The organism is Pseudomonas sp. TREG-RG-20F-10-E-6-01 (assembly GCF_022662455.1).
Lineage (GTDB): Bacteria > Pseudomonadota > Gammaproteobacteria > Pseudomonadales > Pseudomonadaceae > Aquipseudomonas.
On the sequence record NZ_JAKNQP010000004.1, the window covers coordinates 111,214 to 123,685 of the forward strand.

Annotated in this window: 14 protein-coding genes and 1 pseudogene; 9 read left to right on the forward strand and 6 right to left on the reverse strand. The window is 60.4% G+C overall.

Annotated elements, in window-relative coordinates; genetic code table 11:
* The first annotated feature begins 23 nt into the window (after window positions 1-23).
* On the forward strand, window positions 24-1,517 hold the full coding sequence (locus L8K08_RS14610) for a methyl-accepting chemotaxis protein (RefSeq protein WP_242198141.1): 1,494 nt from the start codon (window positions 24-26) through the stop codon (window positions 1,515-1,517).
* Between the two features lie 2 nt (window positions 1,518-1,519).
* Here the strand turns inward: L8K08_RS14610 and L8K08_RS14615 are convergent, their stop codons facing one another.
* The gene (locus tag L8K08_RS14615) at window positions 1,520-1,846 is read right to left on the reverse strand and encodes a helix-turn-helix transcriptional regulator (RefSeq protein ID WP_242198143.1); all 327 of its coding nucleotides are present in this window, start codon (window positions 1,844-1,846) and stop codon (window positions 1,520-1,522) included.
* A gap of 242 nt (window positions 1,847-2,088) precedes the next feature.
* The gene (locus tag L8K08_RS14620) at window positions 2,089-2,529 is read right to left on the reverse strand and encodes a MarR family winged helix-turn-helix transcriptional regulator (protein WP_242198144.1); all 441 of its coding nucleotides are present in this window, start codon (window positions 2,527-2,529) and stop codon (window positions 2,089-2,091) included.
* Between the two features lie 178 nt (window positions 2,530-2,707).
* On the opposite strand from L8K08_RS14620, the pseudogene L8K08_RS14625 reads away from it, so the two are divergent.
* A pseudogene (locus tag L8K08_RS14625) lies at window positions 2,708-2,927 on the forward strand (DUF4287 domain-containing protein).
* A gap of 9 nt (window positions 2,928-2,936) precedes the next feature.
* Here the strand turns inward: L8K08_RS14625 and L8K08_RS14630 are convergent.
* The 4 genes from L8K08_RS14630 to L8K08_RS14645 all read right to left on the reverse strand — a co-directional run bounded on the left by L8K08_RS14630 (window position 2,937) and on the right by L8K08_RS14645 (window position 5,961).
* Window positions 2,937-3,416: a DUF2867 domain-containing protein gene (locus L8K08_RS14630; protein ID WP_145161070.1), complete on the reverse strand. Its 480-nt coding sequence runs from the start codon at window positions 3,414-3,416 to the stop codon at window positions 2,937-2,939.
* Between the two features lie 251 nt (window positions 3,417-3,667).
* On the reverse strand, window positions 3,668-4,078 hold the full coding sequence (locus tag L8K08_RS14635) for an ASCH domain-containing protein (protein WP_242198146.1): 411 nt from the start codon (window positions 4,076-4,078) through the stop codon (window positions 3,668-3,670).
* Window positions 4,079-4,217: 139 nt separating this feature from the next.
* Window positions 4,218-5,129 (reverse strand): enoyl-CoA hydratase-related protein, encoded by a 912-nt coding sequence (locus L8K08_RS14640; RefSeq protein ID WP_242198148.1) that lies wholly within the window; start codon window positions 5,127-5,129, stop codon window positions 4,218-4,220.
* 94 nt (window positions 5,130-5,223) lie between these two features.
* Window positions 5,224-5,961 (reverse strand): SDR family oxidoreductase, encoded by a 738-nt coding sequence (locus tag L8K08_RS14645; RefSeq protein ID WP_242198150.1) that lies wholly within the window; start codon window positions 5,959-5,961, stop codon window positions 5,224-5,226.
* Between the two features lie 266 nt (window positions 5,962-6,227).
* On the opposite strand from L8K08_RS14645, the gene L8K08_RS14650 reads away from it, so the two are divergent.
* The 7 genes from L8K08_RS14650 to dapA all read left to right on the forward strand — a co-directional run bounded on the left by L8K08_RS14650 (window position 6,228) and on the right by dapA (window position 12,428).
* The gene (locus tag L8K08_RS14650; RefSeq protein ID WP_242198152.1) at window positions 6,228-6,848 is read left to right on the forward strand and encodes a LysE family translocator; all 621 of its coding nucleotides are present in this window, start codon (window positions 6,228-6,230) and stop codon (window positions 6,846-6,848) included.
* Window positions 6,849-6,918: 70 nt separating this feature from the next.
* Window positions 6,919-8,040 (forward strand): tetratricopeptide repeat protein, encoded by a 1,122-nt coding sequence (locus tag L8K08_RS14655; protein ID WP_242198154.1) that lies wholly within the window; start codon window positions 6,919-6,921, stop codon window positions 8,038-8,040.
* Window positions 8,041-8,091: 51 nt separating this feature from the next.
* Window positions 8,092-8,478, forward strand: coding sequence for an ester cyclase (locus L8K08_RS14660; protein WP_242198157.1), 387 nt, complete (start codon window positions 8,092-8,094; stop codon window positions 8,476-8,478).
* A gap of 15 nt (window positions 8,479-8,493) precedes the next feature.
* Window positions 8,494-9,531 (forward strand): helix-turn-helix domain-containing protein, encoded by a 1,038-nt coding sequence (locus tag L8K08_RS14665; protein ID WP_242198160.1) that lies wholly within the window; start codon window positions 8,494-8,496, stop codon window positions 9,529-9,531.
* A gap of 110 nt (window positions 9,532-9,641) precedes the next feature.
* Window positions 9,642-10,103: a hypothetical protein gene (locus L8K08_RS14670; protein ID WP_106579039.1), complete on the forward strand. Its 462-nt coding sequence runs from the start codon at window positions 9,642-9,644 to the stop codon at window positions 10,101-10,103.
* A gap of 201 nt (window positions 10,104-10,304) precedes the next feature.
* Entirely contained in the window at window positions 10,305-11,282 is a 978-nt protein-coding gene (locus L8K08_RS14675; protein ID WP_242198163.1) for an alpha/beta hydrolase, read from the forward strand.
* 282 nt (window positions 11,283-11,564) lie between these two features.
* The gene (gene dapA, locus L8K08_RS14680; protein ID WP_242198166.1) at window positions 11,565-12,428 is read left to right on the forward strand and encodes a 4-hydroxy-tetrahydrodipicolinate synthase; all 864 of its coding nucleotides are present in this window, start codon (window positions 11,565-11,567) and stop codon (window positions 12,426-12,428) included.
* Window positions 12,429-12,472: the final 44 nt, after the last annotated feature.

Sequence of the window (12,472 nt, forward strand, 5' to 3'; positions counted from 1 at the left end):
CCGAACACATGGAGTAAGAGTGAATGCCCACCCGCCCGCGTTTTCTAGAGCACTACCGCAAGGCCAATCGCATCATGCTGGCGTTGGTCTGGCTGATGTTTCTGTTCTCACTCGGGCTGGCGTTCTGGCACGACACCTGGCTTCAGGCATTGACCGTGGGCGCAGGCACCAGTGTGGTGCTGACGGTGCTCTATCGCGCCCTCGGCGGAACACGTTTGATGCGCTGCCTGCTGGGCGCCGGCTTGATGGTAATGGCCGCCCTGCACATCAACCAGGCGCAAGGCGTGATCGAATCACACTTCGGCATTTTCGCGTTGCTGGCGGTGCTGACGTTCTACCGCGACTGGCTGCCGATCCTGGTCGCGGCGGCAACGATCGCCGTGCATCACGTGGTCTTCCATGCCTTGCAACATCAAGGCTTCCCGGTGTTTGTGATGGAACACCACGGCGGCTGGAGCATGGTGTTCGTCCACGCCTTTTACGTGGTGATGGAGACCGTCGCCCTGCTCTACCTGGCCATCCACAGCCAGCGAGAGGCGGTCGAAAGCCAGGAAATGCTCGAGAAAATGCTCGCCGTGACCACCCAGCTCACCGTCGAAACCGCCCAAGGTGAAGGCAAAGTGCACGTTTCCCTGGCCAAGCGCTTCGACCACTTCCTGCAGCAAATCACCCACCTGATCGACGGCGTGACCCGCGACTCCCAGGGCCTTGGCCAACTCGGCCAGGAACTGGCAAGTGCCAGCGGCACCCTGGAAAAAGGCGCACGCCATCAGTTGGCAGAAATCACCCAGATGACCGGCTCGATGCAGCGCATGGAAGACGCCATGGGCCACATCACCGTGCACGTTGAACAGGCTGTCGAGCACGCCGGCCAAGCCAGCCAACAAATCGTGCGCGGCCAGGAAAGCGTCGGCCGCGCCCAGCATGAAATCAGCCAACTGGCTTCACGCATTCACGGCACCCACTCCACCGTGCAAGACCTCGCGGCGCAAGCCGAGCAGATCGGCTCGGTGCTCGAAGTGATCAGCAGCATCGCCAACCAGACCAACCTGCTCGCGCTCAACGCCGCCATCGAAGCCGCGCGCGCTGGCGAGCAAGGCCGAGGGTTTGCCGTGGTCGCCGATGAAGTACGCAGCCTGGCCCAGCGCACGGCGGTGTCCACCCAGGAAATCAAACAGATCATCGAAGGCTTGCAACACGGCAGCCGTCAGGCAGTCGAGGCAATGCATGACAGCCAGCAAGGCGTAGAGCGTTGCGTACAAGACAGCCAGTTGGCGGTACAGATGCTGCAAGCGGTAGGCGCCGATATCGCGCGCATCGACGCCCTGAATGGGCGAATTGTGAGCACCACGCGCGAGCAGTCCACGGCCAACCTGGAGATTGTCGGGCGCTTGCAAGCGGTGCAGAGCATTGCGCAAAGCACCGCGGATGATGTGGAGACGCTGGCCCGCAGCAGTGAACGGTTACCGCCGATTGCGGTACGCCTGGATGCCCTGGGGCGCAGGTTTCATCAATGAAGTCATGAGTCTCGGGACAATGAGGAGGTGATCTGAGCAATCGCCCCCTGATCCGCCTCGTGCAGCGTGCGGTACTGATTGACGACTTCGGTTTCTTCCACCGTGAGGTCATCCGCGCTCATGTGCGAACGCTCCCCGCTCAGCACATACAGCACATCGACCCCTCTGCGACGGATCGCCATCAGATAGTCCGATTTGGGCAGCCTCTCGCCCCTTTCATAGTGGCCCTGTGCGTTTTCGGCCACACCCCCTATCACACCAAAATCGTGCTGGGAGAGTAAAAGCCTTTTGCGCTCTTCCTTTAAGCGCCCGCCTAAACTGCTGTCCATGTTGAATGCCTGCCATGAGGGTATAAACCACCATACGCCTATACACCTCAAAGAAGGTCACTCATTTGAGTTGACCTTTCAGGGCATAGTCCGGCAGGTCAGTGAGGTGACGCCCACCGCGGCGCACATTTGGGCACGCCTTGCGCTGGAGCCACGTAGGGCCGCATCAGGGTTTCATAGGCGGCGAACGCTTGGGGGTGATCTACATGGCGCCCCAGCTCGCCGGCCAACACATACGCCCCTCACAGGCCCAGGCTGGTGCCCATGCCACTGATGGGCGAGGCGCAATAGGCTGCGTCGCCAGCACGGCGTTCAACCCAGTGAGCATTGGCGCAATGTGCTGATATACCAGGGCCACCGAGGCGGGAACCGGACACACCATCAAGCTGGCGCTCACGAATCACATGGCCGGCACGCTCCAGGCGGTCGAGACCTGGGGGGATGCCCGCGGTCGTCACCGACAGGCGCGAGGCAAGTTCGGTCGGTGGCGACGGGCCGTCCGTGATCAAGTGCTCCAGCGCCGCCATGTCGGTCTGGTTGATGGACAAGGCATCGGCAAGATGGCTGGCGGCTTTGCGGGTCAGGATGGCGATCTGTTGCAGCTGCTGCGCGACGGCATCGCTGGCGATCTGCAGGCCGCGTGGGTCGTGGTCTGGGGCGGGAACAGATGCGGGTGGCTTCATGCGTTTGGCTGCTCTGGATCTTGAGGTGACGACCACGCCAACATATAGCTAACTTGCTTAGCTATCTTCCTTGAGTGTCGAACGGCCACGGTAAGGCAGGCGAAATCCCTCACGTTTTACTAGCCTGAGTTCAGGCGAGCCCCCCCTCGCTTACAGGGCACCAAAGGGAGGTTGCAGCATGACCGACGAGACAAGCACCAATGGGCCGGCGTCGTACTTCCCCGCCATCGAAAAAAAGTATGGGCAGCCCATCAGCCATTGGCTGGAGCTGCTCAAAACCGTCAATGCCCAGAAGCACATGGAAAGGGTCGCCTGGCTTAAAAACCGAGCACCGCATGGGCCATGGCCACGCCAATGCGCTGGTGGCGTATTACGCGGCGATGGAAAAAAGCGACTGAGCCGCCGTCCTACCCTTCAAGGCTGCGCTTGAGTCGCTTCAGGTCACGGTTGACGATCAGCTTGTGCACCTGACCGACCGGCACCATATAAAAGCGGCCAAAGGCGTTATGGGTGATCACTGATGAGGTGATCGTGAACATACGATCGCTGATCGACAGGCAGATCATCACATCCAGATGCCGGTCGCGCTCGGTCAGTACCAGCACGTTGGGAGCGCTGTGCTCCACCAAAAAGAAGTCCAGCCGCTCGCCGACCTGCACATGCTCTCGCCGCGTGCCGGAAAACCCGCCAATACGTTTCACCCCAAACAACGCGCAAATGGCATCCCTGATCCGAAACGCCATGTGCAGGAATGGACCCGGTTCGGCCGTCATGATATTCCAGGCTTCAAGTGCGGTGACATCTACCGGCAGCAGGATCGACCTGCGATCGTAATAATCCAGGTCGCCCGGCAGGCGCAGCGTGTGTACAACATCGGTGGTCGCCAAACATTCTCTCCTTGAAAGGTGGGCACTGTTGAATGCCCTCAGCCGCAAGCATTACCGCTATTCGTCGAGAAAATTGACGCACCAGGCTGTGGCTTAAAAGGCAGGGCGCTGCCTGCCGGGCAGAGGTTATTTTGCGCGTCAGTTCAAGTAAAGCGCGAAATGACCTTGAAGAAGGTGAGCGCAAGAATGAGCGACTGTCGCCTTCCTGAGCTGGCAGCACCTGCCGGATGTTGGCTGGATAACGTTGTCTTTTACACCACTTCCACCAACTCGAATTCTTCTGCCACAAGCTCCATCGCCTCGTCGAACGAGCCCTCCCGTTGAAAAAAATCTTTATGGCCCTGCGCCCAGTACCTGAGGCTGAGATCCCCTTCGCCTTCCTTTCTTGCAAACGCTTCATTCACGTCGCAGTAACGAATGATACGCAGCGAAACAAGCCTAATGACACATACCGGCTCGCCCCGACTGTTGAGGATGATGCTGTAACCGCCAATCGCTGACGATTCATCTTGATGGTTGAATGATGAAAGTGAGCAACATGACGCTGTTTTAATGCTGTTAGCGACAAGTCCAGCCAGCTCATCTGCCATGTCTGGAGTATCCCCAAATGCCCATGCACTGGCTTTCGGGTACCTGATCTTCAAATCGTCAATCATGCGCATCACTCAATCCGTTTAAACCTTATCGTTGACTGCAGCGTCAGCACCCATTCGCGAATGATTAGCCCGGCACCTTCAATCAAGTTGACCGCCGCCGGTAATGGCGCGACCCACTCAGCAGGCCTCGCCATACCTGACGGTTCTAATTTCCGTGATAGACCGGCAACCGCCCTTGAGCCTCCGCGTTGCGCCCCTCCTGGAAGTCATTTGACTTATACAGCGTTGAGCGTTGCGCATCTAATGCGGACAGGGCGTCGGCTTGCACCGGGTCGATGACGCGATGCGCAGAAGCCAGCGATGCCTTGATCCCCAAAGGGCCATTGGCGGCGATCCTGTTTGCCAACTCGATCGCTTTGTCGAGGGCTGACTGCCGATCGGGGATCTCCTGCACAGTACCCATGCGATAGGCTTCACGGGCGGTCCAATGATCGCCTGTCAGCATGTAGCGCATGGCGTTGGCCCAGCCGGCTTCGCGCACGAATCGTACTGTCGATCCGCCGCCCGGGAAACGACCATGCGTGTTTTCATCCTGCCCGAAGTTAGTGTTGTTCGCCGCAACCCGTATGTCGGCGACAAGAAACAGCTCATGCGCCATGTTCCACGTGTCGCCGTGGACCGCCACGATCAGAGGTTTGGTGAGATAGGGCATTTTCTTGCCGAGCGGGTCGATCAGCCCGGCACCGAGCGTCGGTCCGCCCGAGCTGGCAACGGCCTTGAAGCCCTCAACGTCAAGGCCCTGCGAGAAGTTGTCACCGTGGCCGAACAACACAGCGGCGCGCAGTGAAGGGTCATGGTCGTAGTCGTAATACGCCTTGGCGAGGGCCAGGTACGCTTGCGGATCAAGCCTGTTCTGAATATAGGGTCGGTTGATACCAATCAGTACGATCTTGCCACGTCGCTCGACGCTAATTTTGTGAGCGGCACTTGTCGGAATATCGACCAGGGTGACGTCGTCAGGGCGTGTTTTGATGTCGTCTACACATTGCGCAATCACAACGCCCGTGAACAGGGACAGTGCTGAGAACATGATGATCCTGCGGAATAATCTTTGCATCGATACATCCTTTGGCGAAATTGGCTGTGCGAATGGGTTCGCCGTGCCCATCAGATAACGCGGCCGTTCCAACTCGGGTGCTCAAGTTTTCAGTTCAGTACTGCGAGACGCCGCCATCGACATGAAGCTCGATGCCGGTAATGTAAGCACTGTCGTCAGAGGCGAGAAATACGGCCGCCTTGCCCAAGTCTTCCGGGCTGCCCAAGCGAGACAGAGGGATGCTGCCAACAATGCCGTCACGCGCGGCTTCGGGAATCAACGACTGCAGTCCCGGGGTAAGCGTATGGCCGGGGCTCAATACGTTGATGCGGATGCCCAGTTCCTTGGTGTCCAGTATGAAACCGCGCGCCAGATTGCGGACGGCGGCCTTGGTCGATGAATAGACGGACATACTGGGGATGCCGATGGAAGCGGCGATTGAACCGGTGAATATTACCGATGCGCCTGTTCCCAGAAGCGGCAGCGCTTTCTGCAGACCGAACAGCAGGCCCTTGACGTTCGCATTGTAGGTCTTGTCGAAATGCTCCTCGGTGATCTCGCCGAGCTTCATGAACTCATAGAACCCGGCGTTCAATGCCAGTACATCAATGCGCCCGGCTTTTTCCTTGACGCTTGCATACAGCGCGTCCAGATCGGCAAGCTTGCCCGCATCGCCTTGGATGCCCACCGCACCGTGGCCAATCTCAGCGATCGCGCGGTCAAGCTCAGATTGACGCCGGCCTGTGATGAACACGCGAGCGCCTTCGTTGGCAAACGCCTTGGCAATACCGAGGCCGATTCCGGCGCTGGCACCCGTGATAACAGCGACCTTGCCTTCAAGTTTTTTGCTCACGTGGCGTACCTCCAATCTGGCCTGCATTGCGCCGCCCGCCCATGTGAGAACGACGCGGCGGGGCGCCAGGTTGGCGCCACAGCGGGAAGATTGAAGGAGGCAATGACCCCCCTGTAGACGGCAACCGGGACTAACATTTATGCCGGATTGGAATGCCCGCTACTGGCATAGGCCGGTCCGCTTGTGCCCTTCACTGCAACGCGCGGATTGTCCAGCCGCCTCAACTGCCCTTATCCTCAACGCTCCCCGCCCAACCCGGAGCCGCCATGGACCTTGCCACGCTCGCCCTCTTCCTCCCCGCCTGCTTCGCCCTGAACATGGCGCCAGGCCCGAACAACTTGCTGTCGGTCAGCAACGCCACCCGCTACGGCTATCGCACGTCTTGCCTCGCCGGTGTTGGCCGCTTACTGGCCTTCGCCGGCATGATCGCCCTCGCCTCGGCGGGCCTGGCGGTGGTGCTGCAAACCTCGGAGTTGTTGTTTTACGCGATCAAGATTCTGGGCGCGGCGTATCTGTTTTATCTGGCGTTTCAGTTGTGGCGGGCTAATCCGCAGGCAGGGGCTGAATCGGCGACGGAAAAGGTGGGGTTATGGGCGTTGGCGCGTCAGGAGTTTCTGGTGGCGGCGGGCAACCCGAAGGCTATCTTGATCTTCACAGCCTTCCTGCCGCAGTTCGTGGTGCCAGGCCAGCCGATCACGCCACAATTTGCGCTGCTGGGCGCGATGTTCCTGGTGCTGGAATGGATCGCCATCAGCGCCTATGCCTACATGGGCCTGCACATGCGTCGCTGGTTTGCCGAGCCGCGCGGTAAACGAATTTTCAATCGATGCTGCGCGGGGTTGTTGTCGGCAGCGGCAACGGTGCTGTTGATGGCGCGTCGCGCTTGAGGTCGCTGCGAAACAGCGAGTGATGCCATCGCTCGCAAGCGCCGCTACACTGCCCACCTGCACCTCACGAATGGATTCGACATTGCGCCGCTTCGCCCTACCCCTCGCTTTACTGTGCTTTGGCCTTCTGGCCTATTGCTTGGTCGCCTTGGCGATCAGTCTGTGGCGCAGCCCCCACAGCCCCACACTGTTGATTGGCGCCTTCTACGACGAAGGCATCATCGTCGATAAAAACCCGGTCAAGGCCGCAGAGTGGTATTTGCGCGCGGCGGAAAAAGGCGAGACCTTCGCACAGTTCAAAACCGGCTTTTTTTACTTTTTCGGGCGCGGTGTGGCCGTTGATCACCGCAAGGGCCTGGAGTGGATCACGCTATCAGCCGAGAAAGGCAACTCTGAAGCCCAGTTTTTTTTGGGGGATGCAAACTATGGCGGCGTGGAAATGCCGCGCGATAGCGCTCAAGCCGCGGTGTGGTATCGCAAGGCTGCGCAGCAAGGTCATGCCCGCGCCCAGCAACGGCTTGCCGACGCCTATTTCAGAGGCATTGGCGTTGAGCAAAGCGACCGCAAGGCATTCTTCTGGGCGCGCAAAGCCAGTGCGCGAGGCGATGCTGAGGGCCAAACGCTGTTGGCGACCTTTTATTTCACGGGCGTAGGCACGCCGAAAAACCCTCAGCAAGGCATCCAGCTGCTGACCCAGGCCGCCCACTCAGGCAATAGCGAAGCGTACGAATGGCTCGGGATGGCCAACCTGAATGGCATCGGCACTCCCAAAGACGTACCCGCCGCCATTGGGTGGTATACCCGCGCTGGCGACGCGGGCCGGGCCAAATCGCAGTACATGCTTGGTTATCTGTACAGCAGCAGCGGTGCAGTGCCGGCAGACTATCCAACGGCGAACCGATGGCTGCTCAAGGCCGCGACACAAGGGTACGCTGTCGCGACGGCGACCCTCGCCATGCATGTGGATATGGGAAAGGGCTTTGAACCTAACAAGCTCAAGGCATGCGGCCTCGTGCGCGTGGCGCTGAATCAAAAGCTGTCCGAGTACGAGGACTATTTACGCGGCCAGCTTGAGCGTGAGGAAAAAGCCTTGTCCGCAGAACAACTGGCCGACGTCGCGGCGCTGGAAGCCCTCTATTCAACCCCGCAAGGGCTTGGGCAATTGCTGGGTGATATAACCAGCGCGCCGTAGGCACACACACGGGTAAAGTCGATGAGTGCTTTTCAAGAAGGAGAACACGCCATGACCCGAAACCAGCTCGCCGGCCTTTACCGAGGGTATATCGACTGCCTCAACCGCCAGGGCTGGGAGCGCCTCGGCGATTTCGTGCACCCGCAGGTGACCTACAACGCCACCCCCGTCGGCCTTGCCGGCTACCGCGCGATGCTGGAGCGGGACTTTCGCGAGATCCCCGACCTGGTGTTCCGCATCCAACTGCTGGTCGCGGATCCGCCCACCGTCGCCAGCCGGTTGAACTTCCACGTCACGCCCAAAGGTGAATTTTTCGGCTTGCCGATCAACGGCAAGACGGTGACCTTCGATGAGAACGTATTCTACGAATTCGTCGACGGGAAGATCGCCCACGTCTGGTCCGTGATCGATAAGGCGGCGATCAAACAACAGCTTTAATGGATGGAGCCGCTTGTGGAGAACCCGCTTTTCACCTTTACCACCCAACCCTACCCACCGCGCCAACGCTTTGAAGTGTGGCGCGAGGAAGTGAATGCGATCTTCGATATCACCATCAGCGAGCCTGAATCCGCCGCCTTCAATTACCGCCTGGCCACCGGTTACCTGGGTTCGTTATTGATGGGCTGCGGTGCCTGGGACGGTGCCGGCGAGCCGGTGCCGTATCGGGTCAAGCGTTCCACACAAATGATTCGCCGTGACAGCCTCGACCACTACTACCTCTGCCTGGGCCTGACTCACACGATTAATGGCACAGCAGGCCGCACCACGCTGGCGGCGGGTAACGCGCAGATCTACATGCTGGACCTGGCCCGTGAACTCGATTGCCTGATCACGGCTGGCGATACCGTGATCCTCACCATTCCTCGCGACTTGCTGGCGCAAAGCGTCGGCTACAAAGACGTGCATGGCCAGGTGCTGCAGGGCGGCTTGAGCGAGCTGCTCGCAGACCATATGCGCGCGTTGCAACAGCGCCTGCCGCGCCTGACACCCGAGGAAATCCCGCACGCCCAACAGGCGACGCTGGCCATGGTATCGGCAGCTTTGGCGCCGACAGTGGCCAACCTGCAAACCGCCGAGCAAGCGATCGACCACACCCTGTTCAACCGCGCCCGGCGCTTGATTGAACAGCACCTGCGCAGCCCGGAATTGTCCCCGGTTTTCCTGTGCAAACACTTGGGTATTTCGCGGGCGCAACTGTATCGGGTGTTCAGCCAGGAATCCGGCGTGGCGGCGTATATCCAGCAGCGCCGGTTGAACCGCGCGCGGGTGATTATCCAGAGTGATACCGGCGCGCGGCAGCGGGTGTCGGGGCTGGCCTTCCAGTTCGGCTTCAAGAGTGATGCGCACTTCAGCCGCACCTTCAAGCAAGCCTTTGGCTATTCGCCGCGCGAGGCCCGGGAGTTGAGCGCCGCTGCCCAGGCACCGGAGCGCGTGAGCCGCCACACCGGGTTCTCGTTACGCAACATCCTGGGGCAGATGAACGCGGTCTGAGACACCCAGGCAAGTCATTGAGACGCGCAGACAGGAACATTTTTTCCGCGTGTTTTTCACCGTTTTATCATTGGCCGACGTTCCAGAGCCCTGACTAAACGGAGAAAATCATGGCCCGTCGTACTGTTATCGCAACGCTTGCCACCGCCCTCTTGCTGACGGGTTGCGCCAATGGCGTCAACGGCCTCAGCAGCTTGAACAACCTGTCATTGCCGGGTATTCAGGGCAAAGCCGGGCCGGATATTTCGCTGTTCGACACCACGTATGTCAGGACGCACATCATTTCTGGCAAGACCACCTCCCAACAGCTCAAAGCCCTGTATGGCGAACCGCAGGACCAGTCGATTTCATCCGACGGCACCGAAACCTGGAACTACGCGCCCTCCACCACCCAGAACGCGTCCATGCGCCACTTGCTCGGGCTGGTTTCCAACCGTATCCCCGGCAATACCTACGACAATGCCCTCGACACCCGGCGCACAGCCATCGACAACCTTGCACCGCAGCAACAGAGCCGCCGCCTGAACATCCACCTCAACAATGGCGTGGTCAGGGACTACAGCATTCTGTAACAGCACCGCCCGGCAGTGAACGCAGGCTCGTAGTGGCGAGCGGGCTAGCCCCGCAACCTGCCAATGGGGTATGCCGGTGGTACCGAGGCGGCCTCATTGGGAGCGCTTCGCACTCCAACGCGGGGCAAGCCCGCTCGCCACACCGGCCCACGTTCTGGCATCCTGACGCTCCCAAAGTCGTCGAACGCGAGCAGCAAGCCCATGAGCCACGGCGTCAAACTTGAACCCCGTACACTGCCCGTCCCGCAGTCCATCAGCCCTCAAGCGCAGGCCACACTGCAACGCCTGGTCGGGGCTGACGGTGTGCCCCTCAATGCACTGCACGCGATGCCAACGCCCGAGGACCATGACGGCTGGCGCCGTCTGCAGGCCGCCGTGGCCCAAAACTACGCCAGCACCAACGCGGGGCAAGCGGCGTCGCTGCTGGCCAGCCTGCACACCATCAGGGTTGAAAACGCCAGCGTGCATGTCGCCACACCGGCGTCTGCCACGCCCTTTGCCTACATTGACCTGCACGGCGGCGCGCTGGTGTTCGGCGGCGGCGAAAACTGCCGCCTCGCGGCCGGCAGACAAGCCGACCTGCACGACGTGATCTGCTATGGCGTGGACTACCGCATGCCGCCCGATCATCCCTACCCCGCAGCGCTGGATGACTGCCTGGCCGTCTATCGGCACGTTCTCAAGCAACACGCGCCGCAACAGATCGTGATCGGTGGCCGCTCAGCGGGCGGCAACCTTGCGGCCGCCATGGTGTTGCGTGCGCGTGACGAAGGTCTGCCATTGCCAGCCGCGCTGGTGTTGCTGTCGCCGGAAGTCGACCTCACCGAGTCCGGCGACAGCTTCCAGGTCAACCGCACCGTCGACGTGGTGCTGCCCAATCCGCTGATGAACGTCAATCTGTTGTATGCCAACGGTGCGGACTTGTCTCACCCGTACCTGTCACCGCTGTTTGGCGATTTCACCCAGGGTTTCCCGCCAACTTTTCTGCAGAGCGGCACCCGTGATCTGTTCCTGTCCAACACCGTGCGCCTGCACCGCGCCCTGCGCCAGGCACGGGTAACGGCGCAGCTGCATGTGTTCGAAGCCATGCCCCACGGCGGTTTCATGGGCGCACCGGAAGATGCGGAGCTGGCCGCCGAGGTCGCAGCATTTGTGCGTGAGCAGCTGAAGCGGGGTTGACACATTCCGTCACGTCCGCTGAAGATGGAGGCCTTATTCAGGGTGTGTCAGCGCATGTCTGCATCGTCTTTCGTTAACCTTTGTGCCATTGGCTTGATTGCCAAGGCGCAAGGTTGCGTGGCGCACGCCCTCAAATCGAAGAAACAGTCGCTCATGTGACCGGGGCGCGCTGTCCCGTCAGATGAGCTGACAGGACATTGAGCGCGACGGACGTCCCTCCCATGCACAATCCCTCTGCCCTTCTGACGGTGACTCCAGCGGTCAACCATCAGGAGAAAGTGCATGTCATCGTTTCAAGGTATCTGGGTTCCCGTGGTCACGCCGTTTCATGACGGCGCCATCGACTTTATCGGCCTGCGCCGGCTGGTCAGCCACCTGCTGGAAAAGCACGTGGCCGGCATCATGGTCTGCACCACCACCGGGGAAGCCGCGTCACTGAGCCGTCAGGAACAACTGGCCGTGCTGGATGCGGTGCTGCAACTCGTGCCGGCGCAGCGCGTGGTGATGGGCCTGGCGGGCAACAACCAGCGTGAACTGCTGCAGTTCCAGAGCGAAATCCTCAAACGCCCGGTGGCCGGCTTGCTGGTGCCGGCGCCCAGCTATATCCGCCCCTCCCAGGCCGGCCTTGAAGCGTTTTTCCGCACGGTGGCCGACGCCTCCAGTGTGCCGATCATTCTCTATGACATTCCCTACCGCACCGGCGTGACCTTCGAACAGGCCACTTTGCTGAACATCGTCAAGCACACGCGAATCGTCGCGATCAAAGACTGCGGCGGCAACCTGGCGACTACCTTGGCGCTGCTCGCCAGCGGCGACGTGGAGGTGTTGTGTGGCGAAGATCTTCAAATCTTCAACGCGCTGTGCCAGGGCGCCAGTGGTGCGATTGCAGCCTCGGCCCATGTGCACACCGAAGACTTCGTGGCGCTGTACCAGCAGGTACGCGACAACCAGCTCACCGAGGCCAGGGCGACTTTTTTCAGGTTAACGCCCCTGATCAACACCCTGTTCATGGAGCCCAACCCCGCGCCGGTAAAGGCTGCGCTGGCGATGCAAGGCTTGATCGCCAGTGAGCTGCGCGCGCCGATGCAAACCGCCAGCACTGGCGTTATAGAGCGGTTGCAGCAGGTTTTGATGCGCGGCGTTTAAACGTCAACACGCGCTCATGCGCCAAAAAAAGACATCCAACGGAC